General features: G+C 39.7%; 16 protein-coding genes, 2 tRNA genes and 1 pseudogene. 12 read left to right on the top strand and 7 right to left on the bottom strand.

Annotation, left to right across the window (positions count from 1 at the left end; genetic code table 11):
* Positions 1-43: 43 nt before the first annotated feature.
* From ileS to murJ, 3 genes are read right to left on the bottom strand one after another with little or no spacing between them, the layout of a single operon-like run.
* Complete coding sequence (gene ileS, locus BKL49_RS09720; RefSeq protein WP_077424917.1) at positions 44-2,869, bottom strand: isoleucine--tRNA ligase; 2,826 nt, start codon at positions 2,867-2,869, stop codon at positions 44-46.
* Positions 2,866-3,822: a bifunctional riboflavin kinase/FAD synthetase gene (ribF, locus tag BKL49_RS09725; protein WP_167367139.1), complete on the bottom strand. Its 957-nt coding sequence runs from the start codon at positions 3,820-3,822 to the stop codon at positions 2,866-2,868. The genes ileS and ribF overlap by 4 nt, the downstream gene beginning before the upstream one ends.
* A gap of 46 nt (positions 3,823-3,868) precedes the next feature.
* Entirely contained in the window at positions 3,869-5,443 is a 1,575-nt protein-coding gene (murJ, locus tag BKL49_RS09730; RefSeq protein ID WP_077424921.1) for a murein biosynthesis integral membrane protein MurJ, read from the bottom strand.
* A 270-nt stretch (positions 5,444-5,713) separates the two neighbouring features.
* Between murJ and rpsT the strand changes: the two genes are divergently transcribed.
* Complete coding sequence (gene rpsT, locus BKL49_RS09740) at positions 5,714-5,977, top strand: 30S ribosomal protein S20 (protein ID WP_077424925.1); 264 nt, start codon at positions 5,714-5,716, stop codon at positions 5,975-5,977.
* Between the two features lie 136 nt (positions 5,978-6,113).
* Here the strand turns inward: rpsT and rpmE are convergent, their stop codons facing one another.
* The gene (gene rpmE, locus BKL49_RS09745) at positions 6,114-6,326 is read right to left on the bottom strand and encodes a 50S ribosomal protein L31 (protein ID WP_077424927.1); all 213 of its coding nucleotides are present in this window, start codon (positions 6,324-6,326) and stop codon (positions 6,114-6,116) included.
* A 181-nt stretch (positions 6,327-6,507) separates the two neighbouring features.
* On the opposite strand from rpmE, the gene mutY reads away from it, so the two are divergent.
* From mutY to BKL49_RS09770, 5 genes are all read left to right on the top strand, one after another.
* Positions 6,508-7,644, top strand: a complete 1,137-nt coding sequence (gene mutY / locus BKL49_RS09750; protein ID WP_077424929.1) for an A/G-specific adenine glycosylase — start codon at positions 6,508-6,510, stop codon at positions 7,642-7,644.
* Entirely contained in the window at positions 7,622-7,894 is a 273-nt protein-coding gene (locus BKL49_RS09755; protein ID WP_077424931.1) for an oxidative damage protection protein, read from the top strand. The genes mutY and BKL49_RS09755 overlap by 23 nt, the downstream gene beginning before the upstream one ends.
* 14 nt (positions 7,895-7,908) lie before the next feature.
* Complete coding sequence (gene mltC / locus BKL49_RS09760; RefSeq protein ID WP_077424933.1) at positions 7,909-8,988, top strand: membrane-bound lytic murein transglycosylase MltC; 1,080 nt, start codon at positions 7,909-7,911, stop codon at positions 8,986-8,988.
* Between the two features lie 238 nt (positions 8,989-9,226).
* Positions 9,227-9,302, top strand: a tRNA-Phe gene (locus tag BKL49_RS09765).
* Positions 9,303-9,319: 17 nt separating this feature from the next.
* Positions 9,320-9,395 (top strand) — tRNA-Asn (locus BKL49_RS09770).
* Positions 9,396-9,645: 250 nt separating this feature from the next.
* Here the strand turns inward: BKL49_RS09770 and BKL49_RS09775 are convergent.
* Positions 9,646-9,903 (bottom strand): annotated as a pseudogene (locus BKL49_RS09775) (D-lactate dehydrogenase); the annotation flags it as partial.
* Positions 9,904-10,280: 377 nt separating this feature from the next.
* On the opposite strand from BKL49_RS09775, the gene BKL49_RS09780 reads away from it, so the two are divergent.
* From BKL49_RS09780 to BKL49_RS12910, 5 genes are all read left to right on the top strand, one after another.
* Entirely contained in the window at positions 10,281-11,675 is a 1,395-nt protein-coding gene (locus BKL49_RS09780) for a YfcC family protein (protein ID WP_208607821.1), read from the top strand.
* A gap of 22 nt (positions 11,676-11,697) precedes the next feature.
* Positions 11,698-13,530 carry a CocE/NonD family hydrolase gene (locus BKL49_RS09785; RefSeq protein WP_077424935.1) on the top strand — a complete coding sequence of 611 codons (1,833 nt, stop codon included), beginning with the start codon at positions 11,698-11,700 and terminating at the stop codon, positions 13,528-13,530.
* Positions 13,531-13,653: 123 nt separating this feature from the next.
* Positions 13,654-14,481, top strand: coding sequence for a class II glutamine amidotransferase (locus BKL49_RS09790; protein WP_077424938.1), 828 nt, complete (start codon positions 13,654-13,656; stop codon positions 14,479-14,481).
* 82 nt (positions 14,482-14,563) lie between these two features.
* Positions 14,564-14,875: a transposase domain-containing protein gene (locus BKL49_RS09795; RefSeq protein ID WP_077424940.1), complete on the top strand. Its 312-nt coding sequence runs from the start codon at positions 14,564-14,566 to the stop codon at positions 14,873-14,875.
* 290 nt (positions 14,876-15,165) lie between these two features.
* Entirely contained in the window at positions 15,166-15,408 is a 243-nt protein-coding gene (locus BKL49_RS12910) for a transposase (RefSeq protein WP_425271883.1), read from the top strand.
* Between the two features lie 147 nt (positions 15,409-15,555).
* On the opposite strand, the gene BKL49_RS09800 is transcribed toward BKL49_RS12910, so the two are convergent.
* A complete protein-coding gene (locus tag BKL49_RS09800) occupies positions 15,556-17,538 on the bottom strand; it encodes a TonB-dependent receptor domain-containing protein (protein ID WP_077424942.1) in 1,983 nt (660 codons plus the stop codon).
* Between the two features lie 208 nt (positions 17,539-17,746).
* On the opposite strand from BKL49_RS09800, the gene BKL49_RS09805 reads away from it, so the two are divergent.
* Positions 17,747-18,448: a 7-cyano-7-deazaguanine/7-aminomethyl-7-deazaguanine transporter gene (locus BKL49_RS09805; protein ID WP_077424943.1), complete on the top strand. Its 702-nt coding sequence runs from the start codon at positions 17,747-17,749 to the stop codon at positions 18,446-18,448.
* A gap of 59 nt (positions 18,449-18,507) precedes the next feature.
* On the opposite strand, the gene rdgC is transcribed toward BKL49_RS09805, so the two are convergent.
* Positions 18,508-19,416, bottom strand: coding sequence for a recombination-associated protein RdgC (rdgC, locus tag BKL49_RS09810; protein WP_077424945.1), 909 nt, complete (start codon positions 19,414-19,416; stop codon positions 18,508-18,510).
* Positions 19,417-19,431: the final 15 nt, after the last annotated feature.

A 19,431-nucleotide genomic window follows, 5' to 3' on the forward strand; every position in this document is an offset into this window, starting at 1 on the left:
GTGCGGTCAAATCAACCGCACTTTTGAAGATAATAAATCACAATTAAGCAAAATGACGCACTTCACCATTGCCCGCAACGTTTTCCACGCAACGAGGGCATAATGCAGGGTGTGCCGGATTGATGCCGATTTTGTCGGAATAATGCCAACAACGTGGGCATTTTTCACCACTTGAACGAATCACGCTAACCGCAATGCCTTCAAGTTCCCCTTCTGCCACATCAGTCGGTTTCTCCGCTAATGGTTTTACCGTTGCTTTGGAGGTAATTAAGACAAAGCGTAATTCATCACCAAGTTGTTCAAGCAAAGCACGGTATTCATCGTTTGCGTAAAGTGTGACTTCCGCTTCCAAACCACCACCGATCACTTTTTCATTACGGGCGATTTCTAACTCGCGGTTTACTTCGGAACGCACATTAATGAGTTTTTGCCAGTAAGCATCATCTAATTTTTCGTTTTCGCCTAAACCAAATAAGCCGGTGTAAAATTCTTCGGTGAACACAAATTCTGCGCGTTCATTTTCGGTTTTCGGTAAATATTGCCAAATTTCATCTGCGGTGAATGACAAGATTGGTGCCATCCAACGAACCAAGGCTTCCGCAATATGCCATAGTGCGGTTTGGCAACTACGGCGAGCAAGGCTATCTGCTTTGGTGGTATATTGACGATCTTTGATAATGTCTAAATAGAACGATCCCATTTCTACCGAGCAGAAACGCATTAAACGTTGTACTACGGCGTGGAATTGATAGTTATCGTAGGCATCAATAATTTCTTTTTGTGCTTCTAACGCACAAGCCACCGCCCAACGATCCAAACTAATCATTTCTTCCGGTTTCACTAAATCACGTTTTGGATCAAAACCGTTCAGATTTGCCAATAAGAAACGTGCCGTATTACGGATACGGCGATAGCTGTCTGCCGCACGTTTTAAGATTTCATCGGATACGGTCATTTCACCGGTGTAGTCGGTAGAAGCTACCCATAAACGTAAAATATCGCCACCGAATTTATCCATCACTTCTTGTGGTGTGACAATATTGCCGATAGATTTCGACATTTTACGCCCTTGACCATCTACCGTGAAACCGTGAGTCAGCACCTGTTTATAAGGTGCTTTGTTATCTGTTGCGGTAGAAAGCATTAAGGAGGACATAAACCAACCACGGTGTTGATCCGAGCCTTCTAAGTACATATCTGCACTGTTGCCATTAAATTCAGGGCGGCTTGCTACCACAGAAGAATAGGTTGATCCGGAATCAAACCACACATCTAGTGTGTCCGGTACTTTGCGGTAATGTTCCGCATCTGCACCTAACAGTTCTTTTTCATCCAAATCCCACCAAGCCTGAATACCGGCTTTTTCCACACGTTTTGCCACTTCTTCAAGTAATTCTAATGTGCGAGGGTGGAGTTCTTCCGTTTCTTTATGCACAAACATTGTCATTGGTACGCCCCAAGTACGTTGGCGGGAAATACACCAATCAGGACGATTTTCGACCATTTTTTCAATACGGGCTTGACCCCAATCCGGAATCCAACGCACCTGTTTGATTTCGCCTAATGCTTGAGGGCGTAAGCCTTTTACTTCCATACCGATAAACCATTGTGGTGTCGCGCGGAAGATAATTGGTGTTTTATGACGCCAACAGTGTGGATAGCTGTGTTTAATTTTTTCAACTTTCAGCAAACTACCTGTTTCTTGTAATTTTTCTACCACAAGCGGATTGGCTTCAAATACGCCTTTGCCGGCAAAAAATAGCGTGCCGGAAATAAATTTACCCTCATTAGACACAAGCCCTGCCATCGGTAAATCGTATTGTTTACCTACAATAAAGTCGTCTAAACCGTGATCCGGTGCGGTATGTACCAAACCTGTACCGCCATCGGTGGTAACGTGATCACCTAAAATCACCGGTACGCTGTAGTCATTGAACGGATGATGAAAACGGGTAAATTCAAGTTCTTTCCCTTTCACCGAACCCAATACTTCCACATTTTCAACGCCTACCGCTTTCGCCACGGATTCCACTAATTCTGCCGCTAAAATGACACGCTCATCACCCAGTTGTACTAATTGATAGTCAAGTTCGGCATTCACTGCAATGGCACGATTTGAAGGAATTGTCCAAGGTGTTGTTGTCCAAATCACCGCAGAAAGTTTTCCCTTGCCTTTCCCTTGCGCATTAAATTTAGCTTCAATTTCGACCGCACTTTCCGCCGGGAAACGAACATAAATAGACGGAGAGATTTTGTCTTCGTATTCCACTTCCGCTTCAGCCAAAGAAGAACCGCAATCCAAGCACCAATGAACCGGCTTAGATCCTTTGTATAAATGACCATTCGCAATCACTTTGCCCAATGTACGGATAATGTTAGCTTCCGTATCAAAATTCATCGTTAAATACGGATTATCCCAATCACCCAATACACCTAAACGGATAAAGTCTTTCTTTTGCCCTTCTACTTGTTCCGCTGCATATTCACGGCATTTTTGACGAAATTCCGCCGCAGAAACTTTCTCATTGGGTTTTCCCACCAAGCCTTCCACTTTTAATTCAATCGGCAAACCGTGGCAATCCCAACCGGGGATGTAAGGGGAATCAAAACCTAATGCAGTTTTGGATTTAATGATAATATCTTTCAGAATTTTGTTTACTGCGTGACCAATGTGAATGCTACCGTTTGCATAGGGAGGGCCATCGTGCAGAATGAAGGATTTTTTACCTTTAGAGGCTTCACGAATTTTTTGGTAAAGATTTTTCTCATACCAATTTTTTAACATCACAGGCTCGCGTTTTGCCAAATCGCCACGCATTGGAAAGCCTGTTTCCGGTAAGTTAAGGGTGTTTTTGTAATCGACTGTCATTTTATTATTTTCCAATTTTTACATTTTAAATTCTTATTAAAAAACGCTTTTGCTGTTTCCACATCTTTTGTAATTTGCACCTTTAAATCTTCAAAAGAGGGAAATTTTATTTCATTTCTAATCTTATGACAAAATTCAACTTCTACCTGTTCGCCATAGATATTTTGTGTGAAATCAAATAAATGGACTTCCAAAAGTTGCATTGCACCATTGATTGTTGGGCGTTTTCCCATATTTGCTACGCCATTGAAAATCTCACCGGATTTTAACCGCACTTTCACGGCATATACCCCTTTCACAGGATTTACTTGACGGTGTAAGCGGATATTCGCCGTGGGAAAACCAATGGTTCTGCCTAATTTATTGCCGTGAATAACACGTCCGAAAATGCGGTAAGGTTTTCCAAGCAACTTTTCTGCAAGAGATAAATCATCATTAGCGAGGGCATCTCGAATCGCTGTGCTGCTAATACGTTGTTCGTTTAAACAAAAACTGTGATTATCTTCTACCGTAAAGCCAAACCGCTTTGCCGCATTCTGCAACATCGTGAAGTTACCCTGACGGTTTGCACCGAATTTGAAATCATCGCCAATGCTTAGAAATTTTATATTGAGCCGTTTAACGAGTGTTTCAATAAATTGTTCGGCCGGCTGTTCGGCAAAGGTGCGGTCAAATTTTGCCACAATCACAAAATCAACCTTCGCCAGTTGTAAATAATGGAGCTTATCACGCAAACGCATTAAACGTGCCGGTGCATTTTCCCCCATAAAATATTCACGTGGTTGTGGTTCAAATAACAGCACAACCATCGGTAAATGTAATTCGTCTGCTTTTTGGCGGAGATGTCGCAATATGGCTTGATGCCCTAAATGTACGCCATCAAAGTTGCCAATGGTTAATGCACAACCTTGAAAAACTTGGCTTACATTGTGTAGCCCCCGAATTAATTGCATAACCTCATCCACAAAAATGACAGAATTTCGGCATTATAGCGGTAAGTTAGTTTTTTGTCAGCAGGTGGTGCTTGCGGATACCGAATAAAACCAAAGTGATAGCATAAACGATTGCCGCTAAAGCAATCAGCCAAGTCAACCAATAGACACGCATTATAAAACTCATTGCCGCCCATTGATTGATAGTCGGCACGTAATACCAAACGGCAGCTCCCATTATTAATGCGGCAATTAAAACTTTCACAAAAAAGACCGCACTTTTACGGGAAAAACGATATACATCCGCCTTTGCCAAACCGCGATAAAGCAAATAGGCGTTGAGCGTTGCCGACATCGCAGAGGCGATCGCCAATCCCACATAACCAAACGGAATAGCCAACAGATTAAAACCCATATTGCTCACCATAGCGATAATACCGATTTTCACCGGTGTTTTGGTATCTTGGCGGGCGTAATAGCCGTTCGCCAAAATTTTGATCAGCATAAAACTCAATAACCCGGCATTGAACGCCCATAAAGAATAAGAGGCAGCTTGCACATCATTCAAAGTAAAATTTCCACGCATAAATAATGTGAGTAACATAGGTTGTGCCAATACTGCGATACCAATGGCTGCCGGTACGCCGAGCAATAAAATCATCCGCACGCCCCAATCCATTGTGTTGCGAAAATCCACCGCACTTTGTACGGAATTCTCTTCACGATTTACGTGATGACGGGCAAGTGTGGGTAAAATTACCGTAGAAATAGCAATGCCGAACAAGCCAAGAGGAAATTCAAGTAAACGGTCGGAATAATAAAGCCAACTGATAGAACCCGTCATTAAAAAACTGGCAATGACGGTATCCAGCAATAAATTGATTTGGCTCACCGACACCCCGAATAAGGCAGGAATCATTAGTTTACGAATTTTGGTGACACCTTCATCGTGCCAAGCCCATTTGGGTTTTACCAATAAACCGGCTTTTTTCATAAACGGAATTTGAAATAAAAATTGCAGTAAACCGCCAAGAAAAATACCGATAGCTAAAGCGAGATCGGGATCATTCATTTGTGGTGCAAGGAAAAGTGCGGTCGCAATCATCGCAATATTTAACAATACCGGTGAAAAAGACATCACGCCGAATTTACCAAGGGTATTTAGCACCGCGCCGGATAAGGCGACAAAGGTCACAAACCACAAATAAGGAAAGGTGATTTTAAGTAATAACGAGGCTTGCTCAAATTTATGTGCATCAGGGCCGTCATTTAACCAATCGTTAAACCAGCCCATTCCAAATAAAGCCGCAACCACAGGTGATCCCACCATAGCAAGGAGTGTGACGATAGTGACCAAACCGCCCAAGGTGCCTGACACTTTGCCGATAAATTCACGGGTTTTATCCACATCACCGGATTGACGATATTCTGCCAATACCGGCACAAAAGCCTGAGAAAACGCGCCTTCCGCAAATAAACGGCGAAGAAAATTTGGAATACGATTGGCAAATAAAAATACATCAGCCGCTGCCCCCGCACCAATAAGATGGGCGATCACCACATCACGCACCAATCCTAACACGCGTGATAATAGGGTCATACTGCTAACAATAATGCCTGATTTCAAAAGTCGTTTACTCAAAATATTGTTCTCTCGGCTTAAAAATTTCGCCTAATTGTATAGAAATTTTGTTTTTACGCTATATTCCATATAAAAAAACTGATAAAATCCGCCCCACATCGTTTGTGTGAGCCAGTCCTATTGAAAGCGCTTATGAAAATAACGATGCTTACTTTCGGTTGTGTCTCACCGAAACCAACACAAATATTCCATTGACAAAAGTATAAAAAATCGGCATATTGACGCCCTTTATTTTGTCTATCAATCAACAGAAATTTTAGGAGTTTGACCTTGGCTAATATCAAGTCAGCAAAAAAACGTGCGATTCAATCTGAAAAACGTCGCCAACACAACGCAAGCCAACGCTCTATGATGCGTACTTACATCAAAAAAGTTTATGCTCAAGTAGCAGCCGGTGAAAAAGCAGCAGCTGAAGCAGCATTCGTTGAAATGCAAAAAGTTGTTGACCGTATGGCTTCTAAAGGCTTAATCCACGCTAACAAAGCAGCAAACCACAAATCTAAATTAGCTGCACAAATCAAAAAATTAGCGTAATTAAAATGGCTTAAAAAAACCGCACTTTGTAGTGCGGTTTTTTGTTTACAACTTTTTCAAAAGTTTTTATTGTTAATTTTGTTTCTTTAAGATGCAAAAACCCCACCGAATGGCGGGGTTTGTAAACAGGTTCAAATTATTTTGTACCCGGAATTTTGAAACGGCTGTTGAAGCGTTCAACACGACCGCCGGTATCTACAACACGTTGTTTACCTGTGTAGAATGGGTGGCAGTTACCGCACACATCAAGGTTGATGTCCTTGCCTAAAGTTGAACGGGTTTTGATCACGTTACCGCAAGAACAAGTTGCAGTGATCTCTTTATATTCCGGATGAATACCTTGTTTCATAGAAAACCTCAAAATGAAGCCACGCCGCTATAAGAACTTTCTTCTTACACCGCGTGAGTTGATAATACGCCATAATTGGCACCAAAGAAGGGCAGATTATACTCAAAAAACAGAGATAAACAAGCCCCATTTTGATGTAAAATCTCCGCCATTTTTAACCGCACTTTTATTTAGGAATCTTATGTTGGCAAAATCCTCCGTTCACGCACCTTTCGCTCAATCTGTATTGCAATGGTATGACAAATTTGGGCGCAAACATTTGCCTTGGCAACAAAATAAAACCCTTTATGGGGTTTGGCTTTCCGAGGTGATGTTGCAACAAACCCAAGTGGCAACCGTGATTCCGTATTTTGAACGTTTTATCAAAACTTTCCCAAATGTGACCGCACTTGCCAATGCTTCGCAAGATGAAGTATTACATTTATGGACGGGATTGGGGTATTACGCCCGCGCCCGAAATTTACATAAGGCAGCACAAAAAATACGGGATGAGTTTGGCGGAAATTTTCCGACGCATTTTGATGAAGTCTGGGCGTTATCGGGTGTGGGGCGTTCTACTGCCGGGGCGGTGTTATCTTCTGTATTGAACCAACCCTACCCGATTTTAGACGGCAATGTAAAACGTGTATTGACGCGTTATTTTGCCATAGAGGGCTGGACGGGGGATAAAAAAGTCGAAAACCATTTATGGGATTTAACGGCGCAGGTTACGCCGACAGAACGTGTCGCGGATTTTAACCAAGCAATGATGGATATTGGTGCGATGGTTTGCACCCGTACGAAACCGAAATGTGAGCTTTGCCCGCTACACAAGGATTGTCAGGCATATAAGCATAGCACTTGGGATTTATATCCTACTAAAAAGCCAAAAAAAATAATGCCGGAGAAGAAAACCTATTTCTTGATTTTATCCCAACAGGGTAAGGTGTGGTTGGAACAGCGCAAAAGTGTCGGTTTGTGGGGAGGATTATTTTGTTTTCCACAATTTGATTCTAAGGAAGAATTATTGGCTTATTTGGCAACAGAAAATATCGCTTATTACCAAGAATGGGCAGGTTTTCGCCATACGTTCAGCCATTTCCACTTGGATATTTATCCTATTTATGCGGAAATAGGCAATTCCGCTAAACAAGAACACGCCAATTTAGACTGGCGTAAAGTGATGGAAAAACCAAAAGAATACAAACCAAGTCTATCCAGTGCGGTCAAATATTGGTATGATCCCGAAAATCCTGAACAGATCGGGCTGGCTCAACCGGTAAAAAATTTATTAACACAATTTGTAAGGAATAAATATGGCGAGAATGATATTTTGTGAGTATCTCAAAAAAGACGCGGAAGGTTTGGATTTTCAACTTTATCCTGGTGAATTAGGCAAGCGAATTTTTGATTCAATCAGTAAACAGGCGTGGGGCGAATGGATCAAAAAACAGACGATGCTTGTGAACGAGAAAAAACTCAATATGATGAACGCGGAGCATCGCCAACTACTTGAACAAGAAATGGTTAATTTTTTGTTTGAAGGCAAAGATGTTCATATTGAAGGTTATGTTCCTCCATCAAATTAATTGGCAGTAAAAGAATGAAAAAATATTTGTTGTTGGCATTATTGCCACTTTTATATGCTTGTAGCGATTCCCCAAACCGCAATCGAGGCATTAATTATGATGAAGTCTTTGCAAAAGATACGCAGGGACTTGATATCCTTACCGGACAATTTTCTCATAATATTGACCGCATTTGGGGGGTGAATGAATTACTCGTTGCTAGCCGTAAAGATTATGTGAAATATACCGATTCATTTTATACCCGCAGCCACGTGAGTTTCGATGAAGGTAATATTGTGATTGAAACTCAAAAAGACTTAAACCGATTACATAATGCCATTGTACATACTTTATTAATGGGGTCTGATGCGAAAGGCATTGATTTATTTGCCTCCGGCGATGTGCCAATCAGTTCCCGTCCATTCCTTTTGGGGCAGGTGGTAGATAATAATGGTCAACAAATCGCCAACCAATTTATTGCCGGTAATTTTGCGACTTATTTAATTCAAAATAAATTACAAACCCGCCGTTTACAGAACGGTAATACAGTGCAGTTTGTGGCAATTCCAATGATTGCAAATCACGTGGAAGTGCGGGCGCAAAAATACCTTCCGTTAGTACGTAAAGCCGCACAACGCTATGGCATTGATGAAAGCCTCATCCTCGGGATTATGCAAACAGAATCTAGCTTCAACCCTTATGCTATCAGCTATGCGAATGCAATTGGTTTAATGCAGGTTGTGCCACACACGGCAGGGCGTGATATTTTTGCAATGAAAGGACGAAGCGGACAACCTTCCGCACGTCATTTATATGATCCGGCAAATAATATCGATGCAGGTGTTTCCTATTTATGGATTTTACAAAATCAATATCTAAATGGAATTACTAACCCAACGTCTAAACGCTTTGCGATGATTTCTGCCTATAACAGCGGTGCCGGTGCAGTGTTACGTGTATTTGATAACGATAAAGATGAAGCTATTTACAAAATCAATCAGATGTATCCGGAACAGGTTTATCGTATTCTCACCACAGCACACCCGTCTTCTCAGGCAAGAAATTACCTGTTGAAAGTGGATCAGGCACAGAAAAAATTCCGTGTAAGACGATAATTTTTCAATCAATAAACAAAAATCAAATACCCGAGGAAAATTTCTTCGGGTATTTTTTATAAAAAGTGCGGTCGTTTATTGAATAATTTTTGAAATATTCGTTCTTTTTATAAGCATATTGATTATTAACCATTCAAACACACCTGTTTTTTTCATTTTTTTGAATTTAGTTGTTGACCGATAACCGAAAAAATAGTTTAATACGCCCCGTTGTCAGGCAGTAGCCAATAACGATAACGCCTCGATAGCTCAGTCGGTAGAGCAGGGGATTGAAAATCCCCGTGTCGGTGGTTCGATTCCGCCTCGAGGCACCATCAATTATCATATCTACTCCTCCTTAGTTCAGTCGGTAGAACGGTGGACTGTTAATCCATATGTCGCTGGTTCAAGTCCAGCAGGAGGAGCCAATCGAATTACTGGTAGTTTATAGTTAATTTTAAATTCTTTCGTTCTTAGCTTTAATCGTTTATAGATTTTATATTTTCTTTTAACTCAAATATCACTTATTTTCGTAACAAATCTGTTTAACTTAGTGTACAAAAATTGAATGATTGTGGTTTATTTTTTCAAATGACCGCACTTTTATTGTAAAACAAAAAGTACGGTTTAATTTCAATGAAATCTATAATCTAAGTCGCTCAGACTCTTTCCCTAAAACTACTCCGCCCAATATTTTTTCTTAGAGGTTTTACTAATGCCTATGTTAAAACTGTTAGTCGGATCAAGTTTTTGGTAAAACTGGCGTAAATCTACATTGGCTTGCTTTTGATATAGATGCTCTACATTGTGTTCCGCTGGATATTGCGCTCCACGTTGGTCTAATAAAGCAAGCATTTCGTGTTCAAGCTGTTCGTAATCATTGCCCTTTTTAACAATATAATCTTGGTGGAAAACGTGGCACATAAAATGTCCATAATTAAAGTTTATGGATAATTATCTAATTAATTCTCAATCAACTTGCTGAGAGTATACAGAAGCTCATCTTGTTTTCACTTTATCACTATTATTTAATTTAGCTCAAGGTCACTCAGCCAAAATTACTGTTTTTGGGTAAAACAAAAGCTACTATGTTTATTTTTTATTACTTTCTTGATTTATAACTCTCACCTTCTTGTCCTTTTCATCGCAAAGAAATGATGTTACTATCGTTAAAGTTTTGTTATTAGGTTGTGTGTTTTGATATTTTGACGTGTGTTGTATTACCTTGGTTTATTAATCAGGCATTTCTATTCGTCGAGAAATCATGGGAAGTTTAATTGCCTGATAATTTTCTAGGTTAAGGGAGCAACAATATGAGCACGAAAACTAAACGTAGAGGAATGAATCCTACAATTATGATGTTAGCAATAGCAGTGATTGCTATGTTAATGACGTTTGTTTTACCTTCGGGAGAATATCAACGTGAAAACAAAACTGTTATACCTAATAGCTATCAAACCATGGAAAAAAATGTTTCAGCTATAGGGATAATCAGTCAATCTTTGGTAAAAAAAGAACAGTATCAGGCGGCACCAGTAGGTGTCGGTGATATGTTACGCTCAATTTCCGAAGGAATTGCTAAGCAAAGTGGACTAATTTTCATGGTGTTGTTTATTGGAGGGATGTTCGGTGTGTTAAATAAAACTGGCGCCATTGAATCTGGACTAGAACGAACTTTGGGGCTAACCGCCGGAAATATTTATTTCCTGATTCCACTCATCATGATTATTTTTTCTATCGGTAGTACTTTTATGGGTTTAGCGAAGGAATACTTACTAGTTATACCAATGGTTATCGCTCTCACATCTCGTTTAGGATATAGTAATGTTTTAGGGCTAAGTATCGTGGCTATAGCAGTAAAAGTTGGTTACTTAGCATCAATTACCAACCCCTATGCGCTTTCTATTGCCCAACCTTTATTAGGTTTACCAATATTCAGTGGTTTAAGTTTACGTGTTTTAACTTATGTAATTATGATGACTATAGGGATTTCTTTCGTACTCTGGAAAGCAAAGCAAGAAAATAAAACACATAATTTACAACATTATAATTTTGATACAACTCCTCTTTCCAGTCGACATAAAATCCTGTTGTTAACATTAGCTATTGGTGTAGCTGTGATGGTTTACGGTTCTAACATATGGAAGTGGAAAGCAAATGATTTATCAAGTTATTATCTCTTTTTAAGTATAGTCTTTGCGACTATTGCCAGAATAAGTCCTAGTGATACTGCTGAAGCTTTTATAGGCGGTATGAAAAAAGTGATGATTGCGGCTATTTTAATCGGATTAGCTACAGCAGTTGAAATTATTTTAACTAAAGGAAAAATTTTGGATACGATTATTTATTATCTAGTAAGTTTTATTGGTATAGGCAATGCTTATTTATCTGCTTATAGTATGTTTTTTTCTCAATTATTGTTGGATATAGCAATACCATCTACATCGGGGCAAGCAGCTGTCACTATGCCGATAATGGGACCTGTAGGGCAATTATCGGGTGTTTCACCACAAACAACAGTCTTAGCCTTTTTAATGGGGAATGGTCTCACAAATATCATAACCCCAACATCAAGTGGGCTACTCATTTTCTTAGCTACAGCACAAATAAGCTGGAGTGATTGGGCTAAATTTGTTTGGCCTTTAATTATTCTTTTAACAATTGCGGCACTAGGACTAATAACTTTAGCCGTTTATATCGGTTACTAATTTGAGATCACAGGACAAAACAATGTCATATACTTTACTCAGAGATATCATGATACCTATGCGAGACGGTATTTTCTTGGCTACTGATATTTACCTCCCCAATCAATCTCTTTTAAAAAGTTGGCCCGTTGTGATTGAACGAACACCATATAACAAGTCAGCCCATTCCCGTTCAGAGATTCAACTGGATGGTAAAAAAATTTCCCGAGAGAAAATGGCTAAAGCTTTCACTCAAAGGGAAATGGTCGTTGTTTTTCAAGACTGCCGAGGGCGTTATAATTCGGAAGGAACCTTCACAAAATATATTAATGAGGGGGAAGACGGTTTTGATACCTACCGTTGGATTATGGCACAACCTTGGTGCAACGGTAATATAGGGAGTATGGGGTTATCTTATGCTGCTCATACTCAATTAGCTGCCGCCTGTTTAAATCCAGAAGGATTAAAAACAATGGTATTGGATTCTGGCGGATTTTCAAATGCCTATCAGTGCGGTATTAGACAAGGTGGAGCATTTGAGCTTAAACAAGCAACTTGGGCATTTAGACAAGCGGCACAAAGCCCAATGGCTAAATCTGATCCACTTATTGCCAGTGCAATTGCTCAGGAGAACATTCATCAATGGTTTGAACAAATGCCATGGAAGTCTGGTTGTTCTCCGATTCGTTATATTCCCGAATATGAAGATTATTTATTACAACAATGGAGAAAAGGAGAGTTCGACGAATATTGGCAGCAATTAGGAATTTATGCAGAAAAGTGGTACAAAACTCTACCGGATATTCCAGTTTTATTTATGTCTAGTTGGTATGATGCTTACGTTCCCTCTACGATTGCGAATTTCATGGCGTTTAGTAAGAAAGGCAGAAAAGCCCCTCAACGATTAATTATGGGTCCTTGGCTGCATGGTGATCGTAATATAACATACAGTGGAGATGTCGAGTTCTCAAGTAAGGCTGCTTTTGATGGAAATATTGCCGATAACTGGCTAGGCTATCGTTTGGATTGGTTTGAAAAATATTTGAAGTTGCCTGTTGATCAAAATGAAAAACACAATATTTCCTTTTTTATGATGGGGGGAGGTAATGGTAGGAAGGATAGCGAAGGCCGTATGCAACATGGAGGACAATGGATTCATTCAAATTCTTACCCATTTCCTAAAACCGAGACCCAGATATGGTTCTTGCAACATGATTTTGGCTTAAAACAAGTTCCATCTAAAGAAAAAATTCATATATTTCAATCTGATCCTAATAACCCGGTCCCAACGATAGGTGGGGCAATTACATCTGGAAAACCTATTTTCTGGGGGGGAGCATTTGATCAGAGAGAATTACCCGGTTTTTACGGCTCGAAACAAAATAATATGCCGTTAAATGCAAGGAAAGATATTTTAAGTTACCAAAGTGATATTTTAGAACATGATCTTTGTTTAGCTGGAGAAGTAAAAATTCGTTTGTTTTTTGAAAGTGATGCGCCAGATTGTGATTTTACTGCAAAATTAATTGATGTTTATCCTCCCAATGAAGATTACCCACAAGGATATGCAATGAATATTACTGATGGAATTATTCGTTGTCGCTATCGCAATTCTTGGACCACCCCTACTCTTCTAGAAACGGGAAAAATAGAGGAAGTGATAATTCGCCCTTTCGAGAGTTGTAATTTATTCAAGAAAGGCCATCGTCTAAGAATTGACATTTCTGGCAGCAACTTTCCCCATTTTGACTGTAATCCAAATAGTGGAGAGCCTGAAGGTTATGCAAATATAAAGCGAATTGCAACAAATAAGATATATGTAGGCAAATTATATGCTTCCGCCTTAGAAATACAGGTTATCAAGATAAACACTTGAAATTATCTTTTGTAAAATTTTATCTAAAATCCCACCGCACTTCTCTTGAAATCAACCCTATAATGGTGTTAAATCTGCACTCATTGTAGGGTTTTTATCAATCAATATTTTAGAAGAATTTTTATGTGTCAATTACTCGGTATGAACTGCAATACCCCAACGGATATTGTCTTTTCTTTTGAAGGTTTTCGCCGCCGTGCCGGCTTAACGGATTGCCATTCCGATGGTTTTGGTATCGCTTTTTTTGAAGGACGTGGCGTGCGAATTTTTCGCGATAATCGGGCTGCCACCCTCTCTCCCATTGCGGATTGTGTAAAACAATACAAAATCAAATCCCTCAATGTCATCGCACATATCCGCAAAGCCACACAAGGCGAAGTCAATATTGAAAACACCCATCCTTTTATTCGTGAAATTTGGGGAGAAAACTGGGTTTTCGCCCACAACGGCAATTTAAAAGATTTGCCGGATATGTCTGAAAGTTTTTGCCAACCTATTGGTTCGACCGATTCTGAAGCGGCATTTTGCTATATGGCGGAACATTTAAAAAATCGTTTCCGTAAAAAACCGACCGAAACGCAAATTTTTAAGGCGATTCAAGAAATCACAAAAGAAATTGCGACTCACGGCACCTTTAATTTTATCCTTTCCAACGGCGAATGGATGATCGCTCACTGCTCCACCAACTTACACTATCTAACCCGCAAGGCACCCTTTGGCAAAGCCCATCGTATTGATGATGACGGTGTCATTGATTTTAATGATTATGCGAAAAAAGGCGATAAAGTCACCATTATCACCACATTTCCTCTCACCAAAGACGAGGCTTGGGCAAAAATGGAAAATGGTGGCTTTGTTTTCTTTAAAGAAGGTGACAAAGTGGCAGAAATTGTGGGTATCACAAAACAAATGGAAGACGATGGAACACTTGGTTTACATAAAGTGGCATAGCTAGTTGATGATAAATTTCTAAAAAAGAGCGTCAGTCAATTTAACTGTAATGCAGCTCAGTTAATCCTCTTGACGATCGAAAATGATCATTAAATCATCCGGTATCAACTTTGATACCGGATTATCTATGGAACTCTCACAAGCCCTCAAAACAACTTTTCATTGTTCTTTACACTATACCCTCAACAAACTCAGCTCCTTCCTTGATGATGAATTGGTCTCTCAAGCTCTAGAAGACAGTGGTATCGCAACAGTGAAAAAGCGTAGACTTCCCCTTGAATCGGCCATTTGGTCGGTCATTGGCATCGGGCTTTATCGCAAACAATCCTTGAGAAGTATCGTAAGCCAACTTGATTTAGTCCTCCCCGGTAAAAAACAGGTGATAGCCTCCTAGTACTACTGTTCAAGCAGACAACGATTGAGGGCAGAAAGCCTAAAACGACTTTTTAAATTAGTTTCCCCTTACTTTTATCAAGGAGGTCAATCAACACGTCCTAAATGGCGTGGGCTGAATCTCTTTTCCGTAGACGGAGTGATTTTTAGAACAAACATTTGGACGCTCGAGACATATCGCAGACAAAGGCTTTATCCTCAAGTAAAAGTGGTTTTGCCATATAGATGATTTAATGAGCCATCAGGTCATTAATAGCGATTAATGGTACAAACATCCTCAACACAAAGCTATTGGCTTATTCCCTTACGAAAGGGGTAAAATACGATATCTTACGTGAATTAGGATTAGAAAAAACAGAAAAGGGTAAGCATTTTCAATGTATTACCTCTCTTCTTGATAATACAACTTATCCGGCGAACGAAATTGTTTCAGTTTATCGACATCGCCGGGAAATTGAATTGGGTTACCGAGAAGTTAAGCAGTACCTATTGGCACAAGCTTATACATTAAGAAGTAAAAAGCAGTTTAGATGAGTTGGACATTATGAACTTTCTAATAAGAAAAAGTGAAACTCTCTGAGAGTCGTGAGAGAGAAAACGCTTAAATATCATATAAAAAGAACCAGTCAGCGGGTTAACTGACTGGCATTACGGTTAAAATTGACCGCACTTTGAAAGAAATTAGAATTTATATGAAGCCGAGAGTTTATAGTTACGACCCGGATCTAAATCAACCGCATTATAATACTGTGTGCTATGATCTTTATAAGCTTTATTAAAGATATTATCCACGCCAAAAGTCAATTCCAACCCTTTAACCTGAGTCGGACTCCAAGAAATATAGGCATTGCTTACCGCATAACCTTCTTTACGCGTACTTGTTGCCGCATTAGTATAAAAATCACGAACGTACATCGTATTCCAACCTAAATCAATTTGCGTTGACGGAATATAATAATTCAAGCCAAATACATATCGATCACCCGAATCAGGGAAAGCAGTGTAATGATGATTGTCTTTTTGCTCACTTCTAGCACGCGCATAACTCACAGAAGTGGTTAAATTATTAATACGATATTTTGCAGAAGCTTCTACGCCATTTACCAAAACACGCCCTAAATTTTCATAGGTACTTTTACCGATCCCCTCGACACTTTGTGTGACATTATCATAATCCGTATGAAAATATTTTGCTGTAATAGAGAAGGTATCATCGCTACTCAACAAATTTTCTTTCGCATAATTAAAACCGAGTTCTTTATTATCCCCCTTGGTTGCCTCTAAGCTACCTTGATAACGCCCCGGTGAAACTAAGGTTAACTCGCCAAAACCCGGTCCACGGAATAATTCAGTATAGTTACCAAATAACACAAGGTTTTCACCAACAAAATATTTTAATCCTAGTGCTTTAGAGAAGCGGTTATAACTTTTGTTGAAACCAATAAAATCCGCTTTGTAGTGATCGTAACGAATTCCCGGCGTAACAACAAAATCACCTAGTGCAATAGCATCTTCAAGGTAAACAGAAGTGTTATATGCTTTTTGTGTGTAGTCTGGTCGAATACCCGTTACCGCACCAGTTCTACGATTTGTATCAACGCCCCCAAATCGCATTGCCTTAGTTTGATAATATTCCCCACCAATTAACACATTATGATTTGTCTCCCCAAAATCAAAATTGGCACGGTTCGATAAAGTACCGCCTAAGGTTCTCACTTTTGACTGCTTTCTTGTCATAGATGAATTTTCGGTTTCGGTATTATAGATATTGGCTTTCATATCAATCAATCCATTATCTGTTGGTTTATAACCGTAAGAAAGCGTATAAGTTTTACGTTCAATCCCAGTATAAGCCCTACCATGATTTTTATTAATAAATCCCTTCTCCCCCGGTTGAGGCACATCCCCTAAACACATACCAAAATTCGCACGGAAACAACTTAATGCCGTATTATGATAGCGTTCTGCCGAGAATTTTACCCATTGTTCAGGGCTAATATGATATGTCCCTTTGAAAAGATAATTTTGCAGATGTCCTTCGTTTTGATTTTTTAATCCATTGCCGTCTTTGCCATTTTCTTGGTGACGATAGTTAAAATAACCTAACAAATCTAAATCACGGACACGCCCGTAAAGCATTGCCGTACTTTGGTGAGAATTACCATTACTGCCCCAGCCATATTTGACTTTACCGCCAAAATTCTGCCCTTTTTCCAGCATATCTTCCGCATCTACGGTTTCAAATTTTACCGAACCGCCTAAAGATCCCGCAGCGGTTGTTACCGAATTGGCACCCACATCAATATCAACCCGTTTTAAAATTTCAGGATCAATACCATAGTTACCGGAATGATGAAAAGAATATCCCTCCTGACGCGCACCATCAATGCTGACGGTTAAATACTCTTCCGAAACGCCACGAATATTATAACGTTCCACAACAGAGCGACTACCGTTTACATTCACGCCCGGCACGCCACGCAAAACATCGGAGACTTTTGTGGCTTGGCGGACTTTTACCACACCTTTAGCCGCAACATTAGAAACTTGCGGTGAATAATTGTCACTCACTACATCAATAACATCCAACTGCTCTGCATTAGCTTGAACATTGAAGGTAACAAATACAGCAAGGGGAAGTAACGCAAACTTGGTTCTTTTCATTTTGTGATTCCTATAGGGCTAATTAATTGATAATTATTATCATTTAAACAGAGGGTTATTGTCAAGCCACCTTTTCAACATAAAAAAATAAAAAATCTGAATCATCAATCATTAACTTGCAATCTCAATAAATTTGCGTATTATGCCCCCTCATTTTTCAACTCGGGTTCCCTTACCCCGAATATCGACAAAATCAAAAAGGTAAAATATGACCATTCATTACCCGATCTTTAACGATCAACAAAAACGCAATGCACTGATTTGGTTGAGTTTTTTCCATATTCTCATTATCGCTGCCAGTAATTATTTAGTACAAATTCCTTTTGAAATTAGCCTAAAATTGACCGCACTTGGTGCGGCTGACGATTTCTCATTTCATAGCACTTGGGGAACAATCACCTTTCCTTTTGTTTTCCTTGCCACCGATTTAACCGTACGGGTATTTGGGGCAAAAGAAGCCCGTTGGATCATTTTCATCGTAATGATCCCCGCATTAATCGTAAGCTATGTGATTTCTGTCTTATTTTTAGATGCTCAGTATCAGGGAATGGCGGCACTCGGTACCTTCGATTCCTTTGTTTTCCGCATTGCGATAGCGAGTTTCTTTGCTTATCTGATAGGGCAATTATTGGATGTCTTCGTGTTCAACCGTTTACGCCAGCTTAAAACTTGGTGGATCGCACCAAGCAGTTCAATGATCTTTGGATCAATGGCGGATACGTTTGCATTCTTCAGTATCGCCTTCTACCAAAGCACCGATCCTTTTATGGCAGAACACTGGTTGCAACTTGGCTTTGTAGATTATCTATTCAAATTGTTGATTGGTATTTTATTATTTGTCCCGGCTTATGGTGTGGTATTAAATATTATTTTGCGTAAACTTCAAGCATTGAGCAGTCTCGAAAAGTAGAGTTAAATGCCTAAAAAGAGCGGTCAAAAATGCACGAGATTTTTTGACCGCTCTTTTCATCATAACCTCACTTTTTCTCCACCAAATTCATCCAATAAATTTTCCGTTAATTTCGCAAGAATACCGGTCATCAATACAAAATCCGCATCAAAACGCTGAGCAAAATCTTCTTTTAAAATATCATCATTTTTTTCACGTACGGCATCGGCAAACTTTAAGCGTTTCAGGGTGCAATCTTCGTTGAAGACAAAAGTCAGCGTATCTTCCCACTCCAAAGCTAATTTACTCACCACTTTTTTACCCTCTTGCAACAATGCAAGAATTTCTTCATTTTCTAACGGTTGTTTTTTACAACGAATCACACTGTCTTCTTGGCTGCCACGCAACTCTGCTTCTTCTAAGGCGACTAACCAATGTGGCAGGCTGTCTTGCGTGATCCAATTGGTTAAAATCGTGCTGGGTTCGTTGGTAAAAGCAAGGGGAACAACCGGCAATGAGCCTAATGATTTACGCAATAATGCCAATGAATCTTCCGCCCGTTTACTTGATGCGGCGTCCACGTGAATCAGGTTATTTTCCGTGTCGATCCATAACGCCGTATGTTGATTTTTACTGAAAGCACGTGGCAATAAATTCATCACTACATCATCTTTTAAGGTTTGTTTTTCCGTTTTTTTCAGTTTACGGTTTTCCTTTTGTTCCAGACTTTCAATGCGTTCATCCAATTCCCGTTTCACTACCGTTGCCGGTAGCATTTTTTCTTCCTTTTTCGCCATTAATAAAATCTGTTTGCCTACGGAAAAATACAGTAAATCCGAACCACGCAATGGTGATGTCCAACCAAACTTACTTTGATCTTGCGCGCCACAAGGGTGAAATCGGCAATCTTCAAGTTGGGTTTGAAGCACGCCCAAATTCCATTCCAAGGGCTTGGTGATTCTATAAGTCATTAAATTTTTAAACCACATCGTACACTTCCTTCA

It is taken from the genome of Rodentibacter myodis (assembly GCF_001999305.1).
GTDB classification, from domain to species: domain Bacteria; phylum Pseudomonadota; class Gammaproteobacteria; order Enterobacterales; family Pasteurellaceae; genus Rodentibacter; species Rodentibacter myodis.

Bases quoted from the DNA above. Each gene is read 5' to 3' on its own strand.
- ileS (WP_077424917.1), bottom strand. From the start codon at position 2,869: ATGACAGTCGATTACAAAAACACCCTTAACTTACCGGAAACAGGCTTT.
- ribF (WP_167367139.1), bottom strand. From the start codon at position 3,822: ATGCAATTAATTCGGGGGCTACACAATGTAAGCCAAGTTTTTCAAGGT.
- rpmE (WP_077424927.1), bottom strand. From the start codon at position 6,326: ATGAAACAAGGTATTCATCCGGAATATAAAGAGATCACTGCAACTTGT.
- mutY (WP_077424929.1), top strand. From the start codon at position 6,508: ATGTTGGCAAAATCCTCCGTTCACGCACCTTTCGCTCAATCTGTATTG.
- BKL49_RS09755 (WP_077424931.1), top strand. From the start codon at position 7,622: ATGGCGAGAATGATATTTTGTGAGTATCTCAAAAAAGACGCGGAAGGT.
- mltC (WP_077424933.1), top strand. From the start codon at position 7,909: ATGAAAAAATATTTGTTGTTGGCATTATTGCCACTTTTATATGCTTGT.
- BKL49_RS09780 (WP_208607821.1), top strand. From the start codon at position 10,281: ATGAGCACGAAAACTAAACGTAGAGGAATGAATCCTACAATTATGATG.
- BKL49_RS09785 (WP_077424935.1), top strand. From the start codon at position 11,698: ATGTCATATACTTTACTCAGAGATATCATGATACCTATGCGAGACGGT.
- BKL49_RS09790 (WP_077424938.1), top strand. From the start codon at position 13,654: ATGTGTCAATTACTCGGTATGAACTGCAATACCCCAACGGATATTGTC.
- BKL49_RS09795 (WP_077424940.1), top strand. From the start codon at position 14,564: ATGATCATTAAATCATCCGGTATCAACTTTGATACCGGATTATCTATG.
- BKL49_RS09800 (WP_077424942.1), bottom strand. From the start codon at position 17,538: ATGAAAAGAACCAAGTTTGCGTTACTTCCCCTTGCTGTATTTGTTACC.
- BKL49_RS09805 (WP_077424943.1), top strand. From the start codon at position 17,747: ATGACCATTCATTACCCGATCTTTAACGATCAACAAAAACGCAATGCA.
- rdgC (WP_077424945.1), bottom strand. From the start codon at position 19,416: ATGTGGTTTAAAAATTTAATGACTTATAGAATCACCAAGCCCTTGGAA.